19 protein-coding genes and 1 tRNA gene are annotated in these 20,253 nt (G+C 64.4%); 8 read left to right on the top strand and 12 right to left on the bottom strand.

What is annotated here, in order from left to right:
• Nucleotides 1-20: 20 nt before the first annotated feature.
• The 3 genes from AC1MHZ_RS13385 to AC1MHZ_RS13375 are packed head-to-tail and all read right to left on the bottom strand — an operon-like array spanning nucleotide 21 to nucleotide 2,435.
• Nucleotides 21-896: a metal ABC transporter substrate-binding protein gene (locus AC1MHZ_RS13385; protein WP_482966481.1), complete on the bottom strand. Its 876-nt coding sequence runs from the start codon at nucleotides 894-896 to the stop codon at nucleotides 21-23.
• A 9-nt stretch (nucleotides 897-905) separates the two neighbouring features.
• A complete protein-coding gene (locus tag AC1MHZ_RS13380; protein WP_084855609.1) occupies nucleotides 906-1,766 on the bottom strand; it encodes a metal ABC transporter permease in 861 nt (286 codons plus the stop codon).
• A complete protein-coding gene (locus AC1MHZ_RS13375) occupies nucleotides 1,767-2,435 on the bottom strand; it encodes a metal ABC transporter ATP-binding protein (RefSeq protein ID WP_465002093.1) in 669 nt (222 codons plus the stop codon).
• 190 nt (nucleotides 2,436-2,625) lie between these two features.
• Here AC1MHZ_RS13375 and AC1MHZ_RS13370 point away from each other — a divergent pair, with 190 nt between their 5' ends.
• Nucleotides 2,626-3,117 carry a GNAT family N-acetyltransferase gene (locus tag AC1MHZ_RS13370; RefSeq protein WP_482966480.1) on the top strand — a complete coding sequence of 164 codons (492 nt, stop codon included), beginning with the start codon at nucleotides 2,626-2,628 and terminating at the stop codon, nucleotides 3,115-3,117.
• A gap of 170 nt (nucleotides 3,118-3,287) precedes the next feature.
• Here AC1MHZ_RS13370 and AC1MHZ_RS13365 read toward each other — a convergent pair.
• From AC1MHZ_RS13365 to AC1MHZ_RS13340, 6 genes are all read right to left on the bottom strand, one after another.
• Nucleotides 3,288-3,364 (bottom strand) — tRNA-Val (locus AC1MHZ_RS13365).
• A gap of 107 nt (nucleotides 3,365-3,471) precedes the next feature.
• Entirely contained in the window at nucleotides 3,472-4,407 is a 936-nt protein-coding gene (locus AC1MHZ_RS13360) for a Dyp-type peroxidase (protein WP_084855612.1), read from the bottom strand.
• Nucleotides 4,408-4,480: 73 nt separating this feature from the next.
• Entirely contained in the window at nucleotides 4,481-5,995 is a 1,515-nt protein-coding gene (locus tag AC1MHZ_RS13355; RefSeq protein WP_482966479.1) for a glucose/sorbosone family PQQ-dependent dehydrogenase, read from the bottom strand.
• Nucleotides 5,996-6,062: 67 nt separating this feature from the next.
• Nucleotides 6,063-6,134 (bottom strand): pyrroloquinoline quinone precursor peptide PqqA, encoded by a 72-nt coding sequence (pqqA, locus tag AC1MHZ_RS13350; RefSeq protein ID WP_482966511.1) that lies wholly within the window; start codon nucleotides 6,132-6,134, stop codon nucleotides 6,063-6,065.
• 136 nt (nucleotides 6,135-6,270) lie between these two features.
• Nucleotides 6,271-7,197 carry a SphA family protein gene (locus tag AC1MHZ_RS13345; RefSeq protein WP_482966478.1) on the bottom strand — a complete coding sequence of 309 codons (927 nt, stop codon included), beginning with the start codon at nucleotides 7,195-7,197 and terminating at the stop codon, nucleotides 6,271-6,273.
• A 134-nt stretch (nucleotides 7,198-7,331) separates the two neighbouring features.
• Nucleotides 7,332-7,970: a TetR/AcrR family transcriptional regulator gene (locus tag AC1MHZ_RS13340; RefSeq protein WP_368829109.1), complete on the bottom strand. Its 639-nt coding sequence runs from the start codon at nucleotides 7,968-7,970 to the stop codon at nucleotides 7,332-7,334.
• A gap of 293 nt (nucleotides 7,971-8,263) precedes the next feature.
• On the opposite strand from AC1MHZ_RS13340, the gene AC1MHZ_RS13335 reads away from it, so the two are divergent.
• The 6 genes from AC1MHZ_RS13335 (at nucleotide 8,264) to AC1MHZ_RS13310 (ending at nucleotide 14,820) form a co-directional block, all read left to right on the top strand.
• Nucleotides 8,264-9,130 (top strand): fumarylacetoacetate hydrolase family protein, encoded by an 867-nt coding sequence (locus tag AC1MHZ_RS13335; protein WP_084855789.1) that lies wholly within the window; start codon nucleotides 8,264-8,266, stop codon nucleotides 9,128-9,130.
• A gap of 193 nt (nucleotides 9,131-9,323) precedes the next feature.
• Nucleotides 9,324-10,319 (top strand): 2,4,5-trihydroxytoluene oxygenase, encoded by a 996-nt coding sequence (locus AC1MHZ_RS13330; protein ID WP_084855616.1) that lies wholly within the window; start codon nucleotides 9,324-9,326, stop codon nucleotides 10,317-10,319.
• A gap of 20 nt (nucleotides 10,320-10,339) precedes the next feature.
• Nucleotides 10,340-10,951 (top strand): malonic semialdehyde reductase, encoded by a 612-nt coding sequence (locus AC1MHZ_RS13325; protein WP_324812673.1) that lies wholly within the window; start codon nucleotides 10,340-10,342, stop codon nucleotides 10,949-10,951.
• 125 nt (nucleotides 10,952-11,076) lie between these two features.
• Complete coding sequence (locus AC1MHZ_RS13320; RefSeq protein WP_324812676.1) at nucleotides 11,077-12,309, top strand: MFS transporter; 1,233 nt, start codon at nucleotides 11,077-11,079, stop codon at nucleotides 12,307-12,309.
• Between the two features lie 78 nt (nucleotides 12,310-12,387).
• Nucleotides 12,388-13,890: a CoA-acylating methylmalonate-semialdehyde dehydrogenase gene (locus tag AC1MHZ_RS13315; RefSeq protein WP_084855619.1), complete on the top strand. Its 1,503-nt coding sequence runs from the start codon at nucleotides 12,388-12,390 to the stop codon at nucleotides 13,888-13,890.
• A 75-nt stretch (nucleotides 13,891-13,965) separates the two neighbouring features.
• Nucleotides 13,966-14,820, top strand: a complete 855-nt coding sequence (locus AC1MHZ_RS13310) for a hypothetical protein (protein WP_368829111.1) — start codon at nucleotides 13,966-13,968, stop codon at nucleotides 14,818-14,820.
• A gap of 94 nt (nucleotides 14,821-14,914) precedes the next feature.
• Here the strand turns inward: AC1MHZ_RS13310 and AC1MHZ_RS13305 are convergent, their stop codons facing one another.
• Both AC1MHZ_RS13305 and AC1MHZ_RS13300 read right to left on the bottom strand, forming a co-directional pair.
• Nucleotides 14,915-16,339, bottom strand: a complete 1,425-nt coding sequence (locus AC1MHZ_RS13305) for an OprD family outer membrane porin (RefSeq protein WP_437176849.1) — start codon at nucleotides 16,337-16,339, stop codon at nucleotides 14,915-14,917.
• Nucleotides 16,340-16,350: 11 nt separating this feature from the next.
• A complete protein-coding gene (locus AC1MHZ_RS13300) occupies nucleotides 16,351-16,524 on the bottom strand; it encodes a hypothetical protein (RefSeq protein WP_482966477.1) in 174 nt (57 codons plus the stop codon).
• A gap of 255 nt (nucleotides 16,525-16,779) precedes the next feature.
• Between AC1MHZ_RS13300 and AC1MHZ_RS13295 the strand changes: the two genes are divergently transcribed.
• A complete protein-coding gene (locus AC1MHZ_RS13295) occupies nucleotides 16,780-19,338 on the top strand; it encodes an excinuclease ABC subunit UvrA (RefSeq protein WP_482966476.1) in 2,559 nt (852 codons plus the stop codon).
• Here AC1MHZ_RS13295 and AC1MHZ_RS13290 read toward each other — a convergent pair.
• Nucleotides 19,328-20,218, bottom strand: a complete 891-nt coding sequence (locus AC1MHZ_RS13290; RefSeq protein WP_368829115.1) for a LysR substrate-binding domain-containing protein — start codon at nucleotides 20,216-20,218, stop codon at nucleotides 19,328-19,330. The two genes, AC1MHZ_RS13295 and AC1MHZ_RS13290, sit on opposite strands and share 11 nt — an antisense overlap.
• Nucleotides 20,219-20,253: the final 35 nt, after the last annotated feature.

Genomic DNA, 20,253 nt, shown 5'->3' with positions numbered 1-20,253 from the left:
CACCGCAGGTCACTTGGCAATCACTGGCCTCCCAAGGCCTGGGTAATGGTCTGCACGTTCAGCCGATACATCCCCAAGTAACTGCTAGCCGGCCCTTGGGCTGCGAGCGCATCGGAGTGCAGCGTGCCGCCGATACCCGCCCCCGTCTCATCGGCGATCTGCTGCAGCAGCCGCGGGTCCTTGATGTTCTCGATGAACACCGCCTTGATACCCTCTTTGCGGATCAGCGTGATCAAGTCCGCCACCTCCCGTGCCGAAGCCTCTCGTTCAGTGGACAGCCCCTGGGGCGCGACGAAGGTGATGCCGTAGGCTTGCCCGAGGTAGCCGAACGCATCGTGGGACGTGACGATCTTGCGATTGCCGGGCGGCAGTGCCGCGAAGCGCTTGCGCACCTCGAGCAGCAGCGCATCGATCTGCTGCGTGTAGGCCGCCAGGTTCGCGCGGTAGGCCTGCGCATGGCCAGGGTCCACTTGTTCCAGCGCCTTGGCGATGTTGCTGGCGTAGAGCTTGGCATTGGCCAGGCTGCTCCAGGCATGGGGGTCGGCCACCGCGTGGCCGTCTTCCTCCAGGGTACGTGGGATGATCCCCTGGCTGGCGCGGATCACCTTGGCCTGGGTGTCGCTGCTACGCACCAGCCGCTCCAGCCATGGCTCGAAATGCAGGCCGTTCTCGACGATCAGGTCGGCAGCTGCGACATGCCTGGCATCGTCGGGGGTCGTTTCATACACATGCGCATCGCTGTCGGGGCCCACGAGATTGATGATCTCGACATGCCTGCCTCCCACCTGCTGTGTGATGTCGGCAAGGATGCTGAAACTGGTGACGACCTTGACCCGCTCGCCGGCAGACAGCACCGGCGACAGCAGCAGGATGATCAGAAAGAGCGATAGGCGCATACAGGTTCCTCAATGAACGACCGGCGAATAATGGCGACGCAACAGGCCATGCACCGGCCCGCCCATCACCGACAACAGGTACGCGGCCCCCGCCATGACGACGATTGCCGGGCCACTGGGCAACGAAACGTAGAAGGAAAGCAGCAACCCCAGCCACACCGAGGCCATGCCGATCACCGCCGCGATGGCAATCAACCGAGGCAGGCTCTGGCTCCAGAAGCGCGCGGCGATGGCCGGCAGCATCATCAGGCCCACCACCATCAACGCCCCGATGGCCTGGAAGCCGACCACCAGGTTGAGCACCACCAAGCCGAGGAACAGCCCATGGGCCAGGGCACCATGACGGCTGACGGTGCGCAGGAACACCGGGTCGAGGCTGTCGAGCAGCAAGGGGCGGTAGATCACGGCGAACAGTACGAGGCTGCCAGCCGCCACGCTGTACATGACGTGCAAGGTCGCTTCGTTGACGGCCAGTGCCGAGCCGAACAGCAACCCCAGCAAGTCCAGGCGCTTGCCGGCCAGGCCCAGCAGCAGCACGCCAGAAGCCAAGGAGATCGGGTAGACCGCAGCCAGGCTGGCGTCCTCGCGCAAGCCCGTGTGCCGACTGACCAGGGCCGAAAAGCCCGCCACCACCAAGCCGGCCATGAGCCCGCCGAGGGTCATCGTCATCACCGACAAACCGGCCAGCCAGAAGCCCAGTGCCGCCCCCGGCAGGATGCCATGGGAAATCGCATCACCGATCAGGCTCATGCGCCGCACCACCAGGAACACCCCGAGCGGCGCGACGCTCAGCGCCAATGTCAGGCCGCCGAGCAATGCGCGGCGCATGAAGGCGAATTCGGCGAAGGGCTGCCACAGTAGATCGACCATTCAACCCACCTGGGCCAGGCCGGGCTGGGCGATCAACGCGCGGCTCGGCCCATGCCGGCAGCCTTGCCGGTCGATCACCAGGCACTGCTCTATCGATGCTTGCACTCGGGCCAGGTCGTGGCTGACGACGACAAGTGTACAACCGGCCTTGTGCCAAGCCTCGATGTGCCGCCAGAGCAGGGCCTGGCCATTGTCGTCGAGCGCCGCATCGGGCTCGTCGAGCAGCATCAGGGAAGGCTTGGTCAGGCTCAGCCTGGCCAGCAGGGCACGTTGCAGCTCGCCACCGGAAAGCGCCTGCAAAGGCTGGGACTGGAGCTGGCCGAGTTCCCACGCCTCCAGCACCTGTTCGAGTTGGCAATTGCGCTGCGAGCGCGTGAGGCGCTGCCCCCAGAAGCCGCCGCTGACCAGCCCGGCCAGGTCGATGGGAAACTGGCGGTCGATGGCCGATTGCTGAACTAGATAGCCGATTCCCCCAGCATCTGGAAGCGCCACGCGCACGCGGCCCGACAAGGGCATCTGCAACCCCGCGATCACCTTCAACAGGCTGCTCTTGCCACTCCCGTTGGCGCCCACCACCGCAGTGAGGCTGCCGACAGGCAGCCTGAGGTTGAGGCATGGCGTCAGTGGGCGATTGACGGCGCCCCATTGCAGGTCTTGGCACAGGATCACGGGCAAATTCCCAAGGTGGAGACACGGAATAGCCATGTCGGCATGGCCGCCCACAACAATATGTTATGTTATAACACCATGCAACGATGTTTTTTCTTTCGCCACGCTTGATCTTGAGGCTGGCAAACGGACAATCGGCGGTCTTCGACGGCACTTGCCAAGACCGTCAGATCACCTGAACGAGACCGCCATGAGTACACCTTCCTTCCGCACCGCCAGCCCGTCGGATGTCGACCGTTGCTTCCAGATCGAGACCGAGGCCTACGAAGGCGACGAGGCGGCCACCCGCGAAAAGATCGCGACGCGCATCGCCCAATACCCGCAAGGCTTCCTGATCATGGAACTCGATGGCCAGACCATCGGCTTCATCAACTGCGGCTGCGCCCACGACGTGGTCATGTCCGACGAGGCATTCAAGGAGCTGGTGGGCCACGATAGCCAGGCGCCCAATGCCGTCATCATGTCGGTGGTGGTCGACCCCGCGCACCAGGGCAAGGGCTATGCCACGACGATGATGGACACTTTCATCGAGCGCATGCGGGCCGTGGGCAAACGCACCATTCACCTCATGTGCAAGGAGCGCCATGTGCCGCTGTACACGCGCATGGGCTACCGCTATGTGAAGCCTTCGGCCTCTGACCATGGCGGCATGGCGTGGCATGAAATGGTGATGGAGCTGTGAAAGCGCTGGATTGAAGCAGAGGCGTTCGTGCACGCCTTGCAAAGAGGACAGGGCCGCGTTGCGGTCCTTTCGCGGCACAAGGTCGCTTCTGCAAGCGGCCTGGAGCGAAAGCAAAAAGGGCGACCCCTTCGGATCGCCCTTTTCGTGCCCGGAACACCGGGACTTGTATTTGGTAGGCACAATTGGACTCGAACCAACGACCCCCACCATGTCAAGGTGGTGCTCTAACCAACTGAGCTATGTGCCTGTCGTGTGGCGCGCATATTAAGGGGGTTGCGAAAGCCTGTAAAGCGTTTTTTTCAAAAAAATCAAAAACTTTGCGCCAGCCCCCTTCGCCGTGTTTTGGCTCGTTTATTACGCCAGGCCATCCAGGAACGTGGCGGAAGGCACGAAGAACAATCCACCCGTGACCGCGCGGCTGTAATCGAGCAAGCGGTCATAGTTCCCGGGCGGCTTGCCGATGAACATGTTCTCGAGCATCTCCTCGATAGGCGCGGGCGAGCGGGCGTAACCGATGAAATAGGTGCCGAACTCCCCTGCCCCCGGACGCCCGAACGGCATGTTGTCGCGAAGGATCTTCACTTCCTGGCCGTCCTTGTCCAGGGTGGTCAGGGCGCTGTGGGAGCAACTGGGCTTGACCGAGGCATCCAGCTCGATATCCGACAGCTTGGTGCGGCCAATGATATTTTCCTGATCGGCGGTGGACAGTGCGTTCCACCCCGTCATGTCATGCAGGTACTTCTGCACGAGCACATAGCTGCCCCCCACGAACGACGGGTCTTCGTTGCCAACCAGGGTGAACTTGGCGACTTCGCGGCCGCTGGGGTTCTCCGTGCCGTCGACGAAGCCGATGATGCTGCGCATGTCGAAGTAGCGAAAACCCTGGACTTCATCGACGACCGTCACAGCCGCCCCCAGGCGCTTCATGACCTGCGCCGCCAACTCGAAGCACAAGTCCATCTGTTCGGCACGGATATGCAAGAGGATATCCCCGGGTGTGGCGACTGCCACGCGCTCCCCGGTACCGATTTCGCGAAACGGGTGCAGCGATGCCGGGTATGGCGCACCGAACAGCACACCCCAGGCCGTGGCGCCAAAACCCAGTACACAGGAAAGGTTGCCCGACGGTACGCGCTTGCCGACCGAACGGACCAGCCCGGCCAGGTCGCCACACAAGGCGCGCACGGTGTCACGGTGTTCGTTGCCCGGCATCAAGGTCGCCACGAGGAAGATCGCACTGCGGGTGATCGCGGTGTCGACCGCTTGGGGTTCGATCTCGGAAACGTTCATTGCATGCCCACCGCCTTGAGTGATCGTCAGGCGTTAGACGCTACACGCCATGGCGGGAGCATGCAATCAGGCCCTACCGCGACTTGCCCGTACTGCGAAACGCCAGGATGGCACCAGGGTTCTCGAACTTCGCTGCCGCGCTGCCCTTGTCATTGGTGGCCAGGCTGCTTTCGATATCCGTGGCCACGTAGATCACCTCACCGCTGGGGTCGACGGCGATATCCCGGTAGCGGTTCAACGAGCGGAACACCGGCGTTGCATCGCCCATCGGCACGGTCTTGGAGCCATCGAGCTGGACCCGGTACACCACGCCACGCTTGAGGCTGGTGATCAGCAACGAGTTGCCCCAGCCTTTGGCTGCATTACCGGACGCGGGGTAATAGGTGACCGAGGACGGCGCGATGGTGGGCCAGCAGATGTAGAACAGGTTGTTCTCCTTGCAGGCTGGCTGGTTGTAGACGTAGTCATTGCCGACGCTGAACAGGGTCTTGAGCGGCTCGACGAACGCCGTGGAAGACCATTGGGTTTCCTGCTGCACCGGAATGCCTTCCGGGACTTTCAGGCCGTTCTGGTACTGGTCTTCGTTGCCCTTGCAGCCACCTTTGGCAGCGCTGTAATTGGCGTAGGCGTAACCCTGGCCATCCTTGAAACCGGCCACGTAGGGCCAGCCGTAGTTGCCGCCCTTGACGATGAGGTTGAGCTCGTCATCGCTGTTGGGGCCCTGCTCGGTGGCGAATAGTTTGTCACCGACGAACACCATCCCCTGGACGTTGCGGATCCCATAGGCATAGACGTGGCTCTTCACACCGTTGATCACCGGGTTGTCGTCAGGCACCGACCCGTCCAGGTTCAGGCGCAAGATCTTGCCTGCGTAGTGAACCCAGTCGCTTTTGCTGACGTCTGCAGCGGTCGGCGTCATCTGCGCCTTGTTCTGTTCGCAGAGGTAGGAAAGCTGGTTCGCGCCCTGGTCGCCGATGGAGTAGTACAGCTTGTCGTCCGGGCCGAAGAGCAGGCGTGCGCTCTGGTGGTCGCGGGCCGAGGGCAGGCCTTTGAGCAGGTCCGTAGCTTCGCCCAAGGTGTTGGTCTTGGCGTCGTAGGTGTAGCGGCGGATCAGCGTGCGGTTGGGGAAGGCCTCGGAGTCGCCGCCGGCGTAGGTCAGGGATACGTAGACATAGTCCTGCCCCGTGCCCTTGAGCAACTGCGGGTGCAGGGCGATCCCGAGCAGGCCGTCCTGTTCATGGTGCCCGTTGGCCGCCTGGGAGTGCACGGCATCGGCAACGGCAAGGGCGACTTTCACCTCACCGGTCTTGGGGTTCACGCGGGTGATCTTCCGGCTGACCTGCTCGGTCAGCCACAGGTAGCCGTCGGGGCCCAGGACCATATTGTGTGGGTTCGCCAAGCCCGTGGCGACAACGCGCTTCTCGAAGCCTTCGGTAGCCGGAATCGGCGTTCCCGGCGCCGGCGGGGTATCGGCCATGGCCGTCAGCGACATGCCCGCCAGGTTGGCAACCAACAACAATGACCCCAGCCTCGCGAAGGTACGGGCTTCGCCGAGGCGGTTTTCAGACGTGCAATGGTTGAGCTTCATGCGATTTCCTCAGGGCTTTAGGCAAGCACCACGACACCTATGCCCCGGCAAGCCGGGGCTCGGCCTGTCAGCGACTGGCGAAGTACATCGTCACTTCGAAGCCAATGCGCAAGTCGGTATAGCTGGGTTTGCTCCACATCTCTCGATCTCCTCTGCTTGGATAAAGACGCGCTGGCGTCGTTGGGAAATTAGTGGACCCATTCCCGCTTCGCCAGGGGGGTGAATGGCACACAGCGTTCCATTTCCTGAACGAAAAACCCGAACGCCCGTTCGCGCTAGAACGGCAAGAGGTAACGCAAGGTGAGCTGGTTGCCTTCGGAACGGTTCCTCGCGCCCTGCTCGACATAGTAATTGGCGTAGAACATATGCCGCGCATGGTGGTACATCACCCCCGGACCAAAGGCCAGCACGCGCTCGCGGGAGTCGCTCTGCCGGTGGCCATCGACCCGGTCGGCCGATATCTGTTCCAGCTGATAGCCGGCAAGGCCTACGCGCCAGGCGTCGGACACCGCGTAGGAGACCGAGAAATTGCTGTGGATCGCTTCTCCCGGCTGGACGTTGTCGGCCTGCAGCCGGCTGGCCGGATCGTCGTTGCGGCTGGACCAGGCATAGTGAAGGCGCCCGCTGACTTCGAGGCGGTCGGTCAGCTCCCAGGTAAAGGCGTAGTGCGGGCTGACCACCCACAGGTTGCTGCCGGTGTTGAGGCTGGCGTCCCGGTCATAATCACCGGTCGGTGCAGTGATCACCAGGTTCAGGCGCTGCCAGTAGGGTCGCCCGAACAGTTGCACGGGGTCCCACTGCAGCAACAGGGGGCTGAAGATCAGGTCACCCTGGCGCGTGCGTGACGCGTCCGGGCCGTCGTCGATATCGACGTCCAGGTGCACCAGCGGCAACAGCACTTCCATCCCGTAGTTGGCGCCCAGGATCTTGTGCTCGGTGATATAGGCCAGGTGTGGCAGGACCGTGGTGCTGTGCACTTTCTGCCGCCCCGGCACCGCGCTGCCATGGGCGTCGGTGGCGTCTTGCGCACGGTAATGCTGGATCGGCAACTCGAACAGCATCCCGGGTCGCACGATCCCGTCCATGAAACTGGTATTGCCCAGCGGCAAGGGTGGAAGGCTGATGGCATCGGCGACGACCTCGGCACTGCCCAGGGCCGTGGCCAGTGACAACAGCGCGGCGGATTTTCTGCAAGGCCTCATCCAGGTCTCCTGAAGGCGTTCATGTAACGGTGCCAAACAGAAAACGTTAGTGATCTCTCACAACGGCCGCTAGAGCCCCTGGATGGGCCACAGCGTTCCGCCTGCAGAACGCGCTGCCAACGAAGCTCCGGACCTTAGCTCGACGGCAGGCCGGTCGCGGGTTTCAGCCCATCCAGGAACACCACGATGGCATCGTCGATGCGGCGCTGTCGTTCGACCTGGGTGGGCGTTTCCATGAAGCCCAGCAGGCAACGCAGCTGGAAGTCCCCCGTCAGCGCGTCGAGAAAGAGCACGGCGCGGGTCTGTGCATCCCCTGGGCACACGAGGCCTTCTTGGGCTGCCCATTCGAAATAATCCTGCAAGCAACCGTAGGCCGCACCCGGCGCAGCCTCGAAGAATGCCTTGGCCGCCTCCGGAGCCCGCAGCGCCTCGGCCACGATCAAGCGGTGGATGGCGATCGTGCGCGGGGCGAGCACCACCCCGAGGAAGGTTTCGGCAATGATGCGCAAAGCTTCGGCCAAGGGCTTGCGGGCCAGGTTCATGTGTTTGAGCGGATTGACGATCTCGTCACACAAGCGGGCGATAATCGCGGCGAACAGGCCATCCTTGTCACCGAAATAGGCATACAGCGTGCGCTTGGAGCCGCCGATGCGGGCAATGATCCCATCGACGCTGACGCCCGCGTAGCCCTCTTCCAGGAACATCTCCGTCGCCGCGGCGAGAATGCCTTCACGCTTTTCGACCTGCCGCTGACTCTCCACGCGCTCGCTCAAGCAACACCTCTTCATCGAATAACACATCACTATTTGATTTTGCGCCCCTTCCCACAGGCATCAGCGCTAGCGGCCTGTACTGCGCGCGCGGGCTCGCTTCATAGCCTACCTGCACCACGACTGGAGCTCCAGGCATGTAATGAAATCGAAGCGTCCACCACCCGCTCTATTCGAAAAACGTCTTAGCGCATTGATTGACACCCGCCACGACTAATGGGAATCTCGACGAAACGGTACGGTACCGTACCCTTTTACTGGAAACCTTGAACAACAATAACAGCGAGGTACAGATCATGCGTTTCGTACATTTTGTCCAAGGCACCACCAAGGGCCTGGCTGTGGAAACCGACAGTGGCTTGCGTGGCCTTACCGAGAACCTGCCAGGTTACCCCGGCTCGCTCCTGACGCTGCTCGGCCGTGGCCAGGAGGCGCTGCGTGAGGCCCATCAGCAACTGAGCCAGGCGCCCCAGCTCGATACCTCACGCATCCGTTACCTGCCCCCCATCGAGCGGCCTGGCAAGATCGTCTGCGTCGGCCTGAACTATGCCGACCACACCAAGGAAAGCCCCTACGAGCAGCCCAGCTACCCCACCTTCTTCCCGCGCTTTGCCACTTCCTTGGTTGGCCATGGCGAGGCCATCGTCCGCCCGCACGTTTCCGAACAGCTCGACTACGAAGGCGAGCTGGCCGTGATCATTGGCCGCCACGGCCGCCATATTCCGCAGGACCAGGCGCTGGAGCATGTCGCAGGCTATGCGATCTTCAACGAAGCGTCGGTGCGCGACTACCAGTTCAAGTCCCCGCAATGGACCATCGGCAAGAACTTCGATGCCACCGGTGCCTTCGGCCCGACCTTCGTCAGTGCCGATGAACTGCCGCCCGGCGCCCGCGGCCTGACCCTGACCACACGCCTGAACGGCAAGATCGAACAACAGGCCAACACCGCCGACATGGTCTTCGATGTGCCGCAGCTGATCAGCGTGCTCAGCGAGGCGGTGACCCTGGAGCCTGGCGATGTGATCGTCACCGGCACCCCGGCGGGCATCGGTTGGGCCCGCCGGCCGATGCTGTTCATGCAGCCTGGCGATGTCTGCACCGTCGAGATCGAAGGCCTAGGCACCCTGAGCAACCCGATCGTCGCCGAGACGCCGCCGGCCTGAGGCCGCGCCACAGTCGTTCGCCCAACCCCGTTCGCTTCCCGCAGGGACTTCCCCGACCGGCCCAGTGCCGTGTCGGTGATCCCGGCTGCCTGCGCCCGGACCGATTCGCGGTCCGCGCCTGCGGCCGCCTGGAAAAAGGCCCTGCCCGCGAATGCCCGAACCTGTCGACGGCCCTCTGCCAAGGAGCGCAGCCATGTTGCACATCAAAGACATCAACCATGTGGTCTACCAGCACACCGATCTTGACCGCCTCGAACGATTTTTGGGCGACTTCGGCCTGGTCGTCAGCCACCGAACCGAACAGCGCCTGTACCTGCGGGGCACCGGCCCCCTGCCCTACGTCTATATCGCCGAACGCGCCGATACCCCCGCGATGGGCGCCATCGCCTTCGCGGTCGAGTCCTTCGCCGACCTGCAGGCTGCCGAACGCCTGCCCGGGGCGTCGTCGATCCAGGCGCTGGCGCACCCGGGCGGTGGCCAGTGCGTGGTACTGCACGACCCCTCCGGTCGTCGCATCGAGCTGGTGCATGGCATCCAGCCCGTGGAGGCCCTCCCCCAACGCAGCGCGCTGGTGCTCAACTCGGCGGTGGAGAAACGCCGCTTCGGCGAAGTCCAGCGCCCCGGCAAGGGGCCGGCGCAGGTCATGCGCCTGGGCCATGTCGCCATCGGCGTAGTCGACATGCCCCGGATGATGGCCTGGTACCGCGATGTGCTCGGCATGCTGCCCTCGGACCTGATCGTCGAAGGCGACCAACAGTGCCCATCCGCTGCCTTCCTGCGCCTGGACCGTGGCGAGAACTGGACCGACCATCACACCATCGCACTGTTCCAGGCCGGGCGGGACGTGGTCCATCACGCCTCGTTCGAGGTGCAGGACTTCGATGCCCAGTGCCTGGGGCACGCCTGGATGAACGAGCAAGGCTGGACACCATTCTGGGGCGTCGGGCGCCATGTGCTCGGCAGCCAGATCTTCGATTACTGGCGCGACCCCTCGGGCAACCTCATCGAGCATTTCACCGACGGCGACCTGTTCAACCATGCCTCGCCCATGAACTGCACCCAGGCCTGCGACTCCAGCCTCTACCAGTGGGGCCCGCCGATGTCGGTGGAGTTCTTCCTGGGCGGTAGCAACGAAGGCGAAACCGTCACCCCCCGTTCGCTGGCCGAGCGCCAGCGCCATACCCGCTGACCACCAAGGAGTTCGGCACCATGAGACAGACACTGTCGGAACAGGGCCTGGACCTGCTGTTTCGCGAAGCCCGCAGCCAGAACGGCTGGCTCGACAAGCCCGTCGAGGACCACACCCTGCGCGCCATCTACGACCTGGTGCGCTGGGGCCCAACCAGCACCAATGGCTGCCCGGCGCGCATCGTCTTCCTGCGCAGCGCCCAGGCCAAGGCCCGGCTGCTGCCGGCGCTCGCCGCGGGCAACGTGGACAAGACCCTGAACGCGCCGGTCACCGCCATCATTGGCTATGACGCGGACTTTCACGAGCAACTGCCGAAGCTGTTCCCGCACAACCCGGGCATGCGCGACTGGTACGCCGCGCAGCCACACATGATCGAGGCTGCGGCGCTGCGCAACGGCTCGCTGCAAGGCGGCTACTTCATTCTCGCCGCCCGTGCCCTGGGCTTGGACTGCGGGCCGATGTCGGGCTTCGACCATGCCCAGGTCGAGGCCGAATTCTTCGGCGATGGCGGCAGCTTTCCCGGACAACGCGTCCGGGTCAATTTCCTCTGCAACCTCGGGTACGGCGACCCCGCCAAACTGTTCCCGCGAAGCCCGCGCCTGAGCTTCGAGGAAAGCTGCACCCTGCTGTAGACACCTCCTGGCCGGCGCCATGTGCGCCCGATGCCGTACACAACAAGAACAAGGAGAACACCATGCGGCACACCGACCCGACCCTTTCCTCCCACCACCGGCCGAACCGCTGAAGGAGCCCGACCATGCGCAGCATCTCGAAATGGCATGTGCTGGTGGGCGGTTTCCTCGCCTACCTGTTCGACGCAATGGAAATCATCCTGCTGACCATCGCACTGCCGGTGATCCAGCAGGACCTAGGGCTGACCATCGGCCAGGCCGGCATGCTCGCCTCGGCCACGCTGTTGGGCATCGGCATGAGCAGCATCACGACCGGGTGGTATTCGGACAACCACGGCCGGCGCAAGGCCTTGCTGCTGTCGCTGGTGAGCTTCGGCGCACTGACCATGGCGGTGGCCTGCACCCGCAACTGGTACCTGCTGCTGGCATTGCGCTTCCTCTCGGGCCTTGGCCTGGGTGGCGTCTGGGGCATTGTCTCGGCCTACATCGCCGAAACCTGGCCTGTACACCAGCGGGCCCGCGCCACCGGTTTCGTGCTCAGCTCGTTCCCGGTGGGCGCTGCCATCGCGGCAATGGCGGGCAAGGCGTTCCTGCCGAACTGGCAGATGCTGTTCCTGGCGGCGGGGGTTTCGACCCTGATTCCGGTGCTGTACCTGTGGCTGTTCGTGCCCGAGTCTCCCGAATGGAAAGCGCAGAAGGACGCGGCCCGCGCGGATGCGCCGGTGAATGCTTCGGTGCGTGAGATCTTCGGCCCAGGCCTGCTGCGCATAACCTTGCTGGGCACTGCCGCAGCCAGCTGCTCGGTGATCGGTTTCTGGGGTGCCAGCACCTGGTTGCCGACCTACCTGGTGCACGAACGAGGGCTTGCGATCGGCATGATGGCGCATTTCATGACCATCCTGAACATCGGCGCCTTCATCGGGATCAATGCCTTTGGCCTGATCGCCGACCGTATCGGCAAGCGCAACGCCACCTTGCTGTCGCTGCTGGGCAGCGCGGTGATGCTGGCACTCTATGCACTGACCACCGACAACCAAGTCCTGTTCTGGCTGGGCCCGGTGTACGCCTTCTTCTATGCCTTCGCCAGCCTGTTCGCCTCGTACTTCAGCGCCTTGTATCCCGTGCGTGTGCGCACCATCGGTGCCGGCTTCTGCTTCAACTTCGGTCGCGGCCTCGCCGCCTTCGCGCCCCTGTTGCTCAGCGGTATCGCCACCCAGCACAGCCTGGGGCTGGGGCTGCTGGTATGCGCAGGCTTCTTCGCCATGGGCATGCTGATCATGTGCTTCATGCCCCAAGCCGATGTACCGCTCGGCAGCCGGGCAACCCCGCTGAAACCGGCCGACACCGCTTCATCCTGATCACCACTCGTAATCGCAGCCCGCAAGCCCGGCACCTGTGACGTGCCAGGAAGGAGCTGCTCGCCTGGAGAAAACCCCATGATCACCTTGCAGCACTTCATCGATGGACACCTCAGCGAAGGCCGCAGCGGCCGCTTCGCCGACATCTGCAACCCCGCCACCGGCCAGCGCAGCGCCCGGGTTCCATTGGCCAGCGCCGAGGAACTGGACCAGGCGGTTGCCGCAGCCAAGGCCGCCTTCCCGGCCTGGTCGGCCACCACGCCCCTGCGCCGCGCACGCATTCTCAGCCGCTTCAAGGAACTGCTGGAACACAATGCCGAACGGCTCGCCGCGTTGATCACCGCCGAGCACGGCAAGGTGCACTCCGATGCCATGGGCGAGGTCGTGCGCGGTATCGAAGTGGTCGAGTTCGCCTGCGGCGCACCGCACCTGCTCAAGGGCGAAGTCAGCGAAAACATCGGCAGCCACATCGACTCACACGCCATGCGCCAGGCGCTGGGCGTGGTCGCGGGCATCACGCCGTTCAACTTCCCTGCCATGGTCGCCTTGTGGATGTTCCCGGTGGCCCTGGCCTGCGGCAATACCTTCGTGCTCAAGCCCTCCGAGCGCGACCCCTCGGCGGCCCTGCTGCTGGCACAGCTGCTGGCCGAGGCGGGCTTGCCGGCTGGCGTGTTCAACGTGGTCAACGGCGACAAGGCGGCGGTCGATGCGATCCTTGCCCACCCCGACGTGCAGGCCGTGAGCTTCGTCGGTTCCACGCCCATCGCACGGCACATCTATGCCACCGGCGCGGCCAACGGCAAGCGCGTGCAGGCACTGGGCGGCGCGAAGAACCACATGGTGGTGATGCCCGACGCCGACCTGGACAAAGCCGCCGATGCGCTGATGGGCGCCGCCTATGGCGCCGCCGGCGAGCGCTGCATGGCGATCTCGATTGCGGTGGCAGTGGGCGATGCCACCGCCGACGCGCTGATCGAGCGCCTGGCGCCACGGGTCCGCGCGCTGAAGGTCGGCCCCGGTACCGACCCAAGCGCAGAAATGGGCCCGCTGATCACCCGCGAACACCTCGAACGCGTACGCGGCTACGTCGATATCGGCGTCGCCGAAGGCGCCACGCTGGTGGTCGATGGCCGCCAGTTCCGCATGCAGCAACCTGGCTTCGAGGGTGGTTTCTACCTCGGTGGCAGCCTGTTCGACGACGTCACCTCGCACATGCGCATCTATCAGGAAGAGATCTTCGGCCCGGTCCTTGGCGTGGTGCGGGTGCAGAGCTACCAGGAGGCGGTGGCGCTGATCAACGCGCACCAATACGCCAACGGCACCGCCATCTTCACCCGCGACGGCGACTCGGCGCGCATGTTCGGCCATGAGATCCAGGTCGGCATGGTCGGTATCAACGTGCCGATCCCGGTGCCCATGGCCTTCCACAGCTTCGGTGGCTGGAAGAACTCGCTGTTCGGCGACCACCACATGCATGGCCCTGAAGGCGTGCGCTTCTACACCCGCCTCAAGACCATCACCTCGCGCTGGATGAGCGGCATCCGCACCGGTGCCGACTTCGTCATGCCGACCATGAAGTGACCCCTGGGCAGTCCTGGACTGCCCTTCCCCCGCCACCTCACATGCAGGCGGCAACCAACCCGGAAACGCACCTAGATGAACGCAGAACAATTACAAGAACGCATTTGCAAGGTACTGACCGCACTCTCCCTGGGCACGCTCGCCACCACCTGCCAAGCCGCCGAATGGAGCGACACATTCATCGGCTTTCGCTACGGCCAGCACTTCAGCGAACCGCCCGTGGGCAAGAAGATTCAGAAGGAGATCTACCAGCTCGGCCATACCCGCGGCAACGACTGGGGCATGGATTTCTTCAACCTCGATGTGCTCAAGTCCGACGCCAACGACCCGAAGAAAGACAGCGACTCCGGCGCCGTGGAAGCCTACCTGGCCTACCGTCACCAGCTGTACCTGAGCAAGGTCTTCGACCGTTCGCTGCGCTACGGCCCGATCAAGGACATCGCCCTGAGCGGCGGCGTCGAGCTGAACTACAAGAACACCGACTTCTCCACCCGCAAGCGCCAGCTGCTGGTAGGGCCCACGCTCAAGTTCGACGTGCCCGGCTACCTGGACCTGAGCCTGTTCTACTCCATGGAGTGGAACCATTGCGGGCTGTCGGCCTGCAAGACAGAGAACATCGAGTTCGACCCGTACTATGTGGTGCACTTGGCATGGGGCTACCCGTTCCAGGTGGGCGAGGTGCCATTCAAGTTCCACGGTTTCGCCAGCTACAAGACCGAGAAAGGCAAAGACTACTTCCACGACGATACCGGTGAAGAGAGCCTGGTGCGCGGTGCGTTGATGGTCGACGTCGGCAAGCTGGCCGCCGGCGTCAGGAACACCTTCTGGGTCGGGCCCGGATACGAGTGGTGGCACCACAAGTACGGTGCGGTGAACAAACCTGGCGTCAACACCCGGGCACCGACGCTGCATATGGAGTGGCACTTCTAGCCCGATGCCCCCTCTGGTCTGCCCCAAGGGTTGGATTGGGTGTCCAACTTCCTGGGGCAGTCCACTCTACAGGAGCGTGCGAGCCCAATAGCCGTCAGAACAGGCTGATCGGATAGTCGACGATCAACCGGTACTCATCGGCGCTGGAGTTGCCCCGGGTATTGCCCGGTGCGGTATAGCCACCCCCTTCGCGATGGGCCGCCCAGCGCAGGGTCAACGACAGGTCCTTGGCCGGCCCCGATGGCACCTGGTATTTGAGGGCAAGGTCACGCTCCCAGTGTTTGGCGTGCTTGCCATCGGGGTTGTAGATATAGCCATAGCCGATGCTGTCCGGGTCCACTCGGGTCAGGTCCGCCTCACCCCGTGTGTAGGTCGCGATGAACTGCAGCGACGGCGCCCCGAGCACCGCCAGGTTCGTTTCGTACTGCAGCCGCCAGGACTTTTCGCCCGGGCCATTGAAGTCGGCGAATTGCTGGGAATTGCTCAGGTACAGGAAGATCCGGTCGTTCTGGGTGATGTAGTCGAACGGCGTACGGCCATCGACCTTCTGCAGGCCCAAGGTCAAAGTCTGGCCATAGGCCGTCGCACTGATACCACCGCTGTAGGTATCGTTGTCGATGGCGCCCAATTGGCTACGCCCTTCGTCCCGGGTCTTGTAGTAATGCAGGTAGGGCTTGAGCACGAGCGCATCATTGACCCGAAACACGTGCGATATCCCCAGGTAGTACTGGTTCCACATGTCCTCGAGCTGGCCACCATAGGCCGTCAGCTGCAGCCCTCCAGGATGGTCGTAGACACCCCCAACCCAGCCGATATGCGGGCTTTCGCGGTCCGCAGCCACGCCTGCACGGTTGCGTGCGCCATAGGCCGTGACCAGGTGGGAATGGCCGCTCTGGTTGCGCAAGCGTGTGGACTCGACGAACCCCGCATCCAACCACAGGCCCTGGACGCTATGGTTCTTCAGCGTGACGCCACGATACGACTGGGGAAACAGCCGGCTCGTCCCACTCGCCACGATCGGCGTCTCGACCAACTGGTCGCCCGCCTTAACCAAGGTGTCGTGGTACCTGAGCTTGAGCGCCGCACCGGCACTGGAAAACTCACCCCCAGGCCTGAGCGAGGCGTCCAGCGGGAGCAGGCCGGCGCCGCCACTGCCGCCGCCGCCATCGAGCTTGACCCCGAGGAAGGCATGGGCGTCCACGCCCACCCCGACCGGCGTATCGGTGAAGCCGGATCTGAACGAAAACAGAAAACCCTGGGCCCACTCCGTCGGGTCGCGGCTGACCAGGTCGGAGTGGTTGTCGCGCTGGAAATAGTAGTTCCTGACCAGCGCATCCAGGCGTGCGCCTTCGACCAACCCTGGCGCGATGCCGAGCTCCACCGCCTGCCGTTCGTTGATGCCGGTGAAGATGGTGTCCTTCTGGCCCAGGGCGTTATCGGCCTGGGCCGGTGACGCCAGCACCAGGCCCAGGCTCAACGGGCTGAACAGCCAGTACCTGCCGAGCGCAAGAGCCGCCATCGCCGAGCGCCTCATGCTTGCCAGGGAATCATTCGCCGGTGCCGAGAAGGCAACAGGCGGCTGACGGGAATGCCGCCGCCGACTTCGGCACTGCGCGAGGTGATCCGCTGGATCGCCCGGCCCCCATCGCTGATCGGACAATCGCGCGAGGGCGACAACTCACTGTGGGTTTCGTGGGTGCTCATGTACTGCTCCTGTGGCGTGCAAGTCGCATGTTCCTGCGAAGGTGTGGCCATTCGCCTTGCAACGGCCCCGACCCTGTACAGTAGATGCCCAACGGGCCCCACGGTAGATCGATACACCACCCCTCTGCGTTCCATTTGGTGAACACCCACGCCCACATAAAGGGCGCTCCTCGTCTCACCATTGACGGCCTGGGGTAGGCGCACCAGAGGGTTATTGGCTAACGTAGACCTTTTTGCCGCATACCGAGCGCCTCCATGACCCAGAAGCTGTCTTCAGCCACCGGTGCCCCCTGCGTCCCGACCGAAGACGGCTACGTCGTGGTGCGGGGCGCCCGTGAACACAACCTGAAGGACGTGGATGTGGCCATCCCGCGCAATGCGCTGGTGGTGTTTTCCGGCGTGTCCGGCTCAGGCAAGTCTTCGCTGGCCTTCGGCACGCTGTACGCCGAGGCCCAGCGCCGCTATTTCGAGTCGGTGGCGCCCTACGCCAGGCGCCTGATCGACCAGGTGGGTATTCCGGACGTCGATGCCATCGAGGGCCTGCCGCCGGCGGTCGCGTTGCAGCAACAGCGTGGGGCGAGCAACGCGCGCTCTTCGGTCGGCAGCGTGACAGGCCTGTCCAGCCTGGTGCGGATGATGTACTCACGCGCTGGCAGCTACCCGCCCGAGCAGCCCATGCTGTATGCCGAGGATTTCTCGCCGAACACCCCACAGGGAGCCTGCCCGGCCTGCCATGGCCTGGGCCACGTGTATGAAGTCACCGAAGCGACCATGGTACCTGACCCGACCCTGAGCATCCGCGACCGGGCCATCGCCGCCTGGCCACCGGCCTGGCACGGGCAGAACCTGCGTGACATCCTGGTCACTCTCGGCTACGACGTGGACCGCCCCTGGAAGGACCTGCCGAAGAAAGACCGCGAGTGGATCCTGTTCACCGAAGAAACACCCACGGTGCCGGTGTATGCCGGGCTGTCCCCCGCCGAAACCCGCGAAGCGCTCAAACGCAAGCTCGAACCCAGCTACATGGGCACCTTCACCGGAGCCCGGCGCTATGTGCTGCATACCTTCGCCAATACCCAGAGCGCCCTGATGCGTAAGCGCGTGTCACGCTTCATGGAGGGCCAACCCTGTGCCACCTGTGGCGGCAAGCGCCTGAAGCCCGAGGCGCTGTCGGTGACTTTCGCCGGGGTGGATATCGGTACCCTGGCGCACATGCCGCTGGACCAGGTGGCAGGCCTGCTCGAACCGACCAGTCGCGGCGAGGCCGACAGCCACGACGCGCTGTCGGCAGAAAAACAGCTGGCCGCCCGGCGTCTGGCCGAAGGCGTACTGGGTCGTCTGCGCACCCTGCAACACCTGGGGCTGGGCTACCTTACCCTGGACCGTGCCACGCCGACCCTGTCGACAGGCGAGCTGCAGCGGCTGCGCCTGGCCACCCAGTTGAGTGCGCTGCTGTTCGGTGTGGTCTATGTGCTCGACGAACCCTCGGCAGGCCTGCACCCGTCCGACAGCCAGGCGCTCTACGACGCCCTCGACCGCCTGCGCGACGCCGGCAACTCGGTGTTCGTGGTGGAGCACGACCTGGAACTGATGCGTCGGGCCCAATGGCTGGTGGACGTGGGCCCGGATGCCGGTGAACGCGGCGGACGGGTGCTCTACAGCGGCGCCCCGGCAGGCCTGCGCGAAGTGGCCGGCTCACACACCGCCCGCTACCTGTTCGACCAATCGCCCGCACCTGCCAGCCGAGCCCGTGTGCCCACGGGTTGGTTGGCCCTGAACACTATTCATCGCCACAACCTGGCGGGGGTAGATACCCGTATACCGCTGGGCGTGCTCACCGCGGTCACCGGTATCTCCGGCTCCGGCAAGTCGAGCCTCGCAGCCCAGGCGTTGCCAGAGCTGATGCTGCTGCATCTTGGGCACGAGCCGGAAACCGACAATAGCGATGCTGCGCCCGAAGGGCCCACGGTGATCGAGCGCACCCACGGCCACCTGGGCGGCGACGTGGATGCCGTACAGCGCGTCGTACAGGTGGACCAGAAGCCGATCGGCCGCACCCCACGCTCGAACCTGGCCACCTACACCGGCCTGTTCGATCCGGTCCGCAAGCTGTTCGCCGCCACCGCCGAAGCCCGTCGCCGCGGTTACGACGCGGGCCGCTTCTCGTTCAATGTGGCCAAGGGCCGTTGCGATACCTGCGAAGGTGAAGGCTTCGTCAGCGTCGAGCTGTTGTTCATGCCCAGCGTCTACGCCCCCTGCCCCACCTGCCATGGCGACCGCTACAACGAAGACACCCTCGCGATACGCTGGCACGACCGCAGCATCGCCGACGTGCTGCGCATGACCGTCGAGCAGGCCTGCGACTTCTTTGCCGGTGAAGACGCCGTGCTGCGCTCGCTGCAGGTGCTGCGCGAAATCGGCCTGGGCTACCTGCGCCTGGGCCAGCCGGCCACCGAGCTGTCCGGCGGCGAGGCGCAGCGCATCAAGCTGGCCACCGAGCTGCAACGCAGCCAGCGCGGCCGCACCCTGTATGTACTCGACGAACCCACCACCGGCCTGCACGTGGCCGATGCCGACCGCTTGATGGCGCAATTGCAACGCCTGGTCGAGGCCGGCAACAGCGTGGTGATGATCGAACACGACATGCGCATGGTGGCGCAGGCCGACTGGGTCATCGACATCGGGCCAGGCGCCGGCCACGCCGGCGGGCGCATCGTGGCAGCCGGCCCCGCACATGAGGTGGCCCAGGCTCAGGGCAGCCGCACGGCACCTTACCTGGCCCAGGAACTTGCACGCGGCGCGACTAAGCGCTGACGGAGCCCGCCACGTCCATCAACCAGGCATGCACCAGCGCCGCCGCTTCCGACAGGGGGCGGCGGTCGGTATTCAGCAGGTGATAGGACATACCCTCCAGCACCGGCTCGTCTGCCACCTGCAACACGCCCATGCGCAGTTCTTCCTCGACCAGCAGCACGCTCAACAGCGCCACACCCTGCCCGGCCACGGCAGCCTGGATGGCATGGCTTTCCTCGGAATAGCGTATGCCCGTCGACATGTCTCCGGCCGCGCGCCCCTTCGCCCGTGCCCAGGCGCGCCACGTGAGGTCCAGCGCTTGCGGTCGATGCCAATCGAAATGAATCAAAGGCCATTGCGCCACATCCTTGCCAACCCGAGCGAGCAGGGCCGGGTTGGCGACCGGCGCAAAGCGGTCTTCGAGCAGCAACCTGGCCGTGACACCCGGGTAGCGGCCGTGCCCATAGCGGATCGCCAGGTCGACGGTTCCACTATCCAGATCGACCGGCGCGTTGGACGCCAGCACATGCAGGTCGATCTGCGGATGCGCGTGCTGGAACGCCGCCAGCTTGGGCACCAGCCACTTGGTGGCGAACGCGGGCGTCGCCGACAAGGTGACCGACGCCCGGCGAGGCCTGCGTATCTGCTCCACTGCACCGGCCATTGCCTGGAACCCGCTGCTCACCGCCGCGGCCAATACCAGCCCGTCTGCTGTCAGCTCGACCGCACGCACCTTGCGCACGAACAGCGGGCGCTCGAGGTCATCTTCCAGCACTCTGATGCGGTGGCTGATCGCCGTCGCGGTCACGGCCAGTTCATCGGCAGCCTTCTTGAAACTGCGCAGCCGCGCTGCCGCTTCAAAGGCTCGCAATGCACTCAGGGACGGAAGGCGAATGGCCATTATGGATGACTCCAGATCATCTGTTGACTGAACAA

The sequence above is a fragment of the Pseudomonas sp. FA-1 genome (assembly GCF_056856075.1).
This window is presented reverse-complemented; position numbering and strand designations above follow the sequence as displayed.

What these genes read in the sequence shown, in the direction of transcription:
- AC1MHZ_RS13385 (WP_482966481.1), bottom strand. Translation starts at nt 896, where the DNA reads ATGCGCCTATCGCTCTTTCTGATCATCCTGCTGCTGTCGCCGGTGCTG.
- AC1MHZ_RS13380 (WP_084855609.1), bottom strand. Translation starts at nt 1,766, where the DNA reads ATGGTCGATCTACTGTGGCAGCCCTTCGCCGAATTCGCCTTCATGCGC.
- AC1MHZ_RS13370 (WP_482966480.1), top strand. Translation starts at nt 2,626, where the DNA reads ATGAGTACACCTTCCTTCCGCACCGCCAGCCCGTCGGATGTCGACCGT.
- AC1MHZ_RS13360 (WP_084855612.1), bottom strand. Translation starts at nt 4,407, where the DNA reads ATGAACGTTTCCGAGATCGAACCCCAAGCGGTCGACACCGCGATCACC.
- AC1MHZ_RS13355 (WP_482966479.1), bottom strand. Translation starts at nt 5,995, where the DNA reads ATGAAGCTCAACCATTGCACGTCTGAAAACCGCCTCGGCGAAGCCCGT.
- AC1MHZ_RS13345 (WP_482966478.1), bottom strand. Translation starts at nt 7,197, where the DNA reads ATGAGGCCTTGCAGAAAATCCGCCGCGCTGTTGTCACTGGCCACGGCC.
- AC1MHZ_RS13335 (WP_084855789.1), top strand. Translation starts at nt 8,264, where the DNA reads ATGCGTTTCGTACATTTTGTCCAAGGCACCACCAAGGGCCTGGCTGTG.
- AC1MHZ_RS13330 (WP_084855616.1), top strand. Translation starts at nt 9,324, where the DNA reads ATGTTGCACATCAAAGACATCAACCATGTGGTCTACCAGCACACCGAT.
- AC1MHZ_RS13325 (WP_324812673.1), top strand. Translation starts at nt 10,340, where the DNA reads ATGAGACAGACACTGTCGGAACAGGGCCTGGACCTGCTGTTTCGCGAA.
- AC1MHZ_RS13320 (WP_324812676.1), top strand. Translation starts at nt 11,077, where the DNA reads ATGCGCAGCATCTCGAAATGGCATGTGCTGGTGGGCGGTTTCCTCGCC.
- AC1MHZ_RS13315 (WP_084855619.1), top strand. Translation starts at nt 12,388, where the DNA reads ATGATCACCTTGCAGCACTTCATCGATGGACACCTCAGCGAAGGCCGC.
- AC1MHZ_RS13310 (WP_368829111.1), top strand. Translation starts at nt 13,966, where the DNA reads ATGAACGCAGAACAATTACAAGAACGCATTTGCAAGGTACTGACCGCA.
- AC1MHZ_RS13305 (WP_437176849.1), bottom strand. Translation starts at nt 16,339, where the DNA reads ATGGCGGCTCTTGCGCTCGGCAGGTACTGGCTGTTCAGCCCGTTGAGC.
- AC1MHZ_RS13300 (WP_482966477.1), bottom strand. Translation starts at nt 16,524, where the DNA reads ATGAGCACCCACGAAACCCACAGTGAGTTGTCGCCCTCGCGCGATTGT.
- AC1MHZ_RS13295 (WP_482966476.1), top strand. Translation starts at nt 16,780, where the DNA reads ATGACCCAGAAGCTGTCTTCAGCCACCGGTGCCCCCTGCGTCCCGACC.
- AC1MHZ_RS13290 (WP_368829115.1), bottom strand. Translation starts at nt 20,218, where the DNA reads ATGGCCATTCGCCTTCCGTCCCTGAGTGCATTGCGAGCCTTTGAAGCG.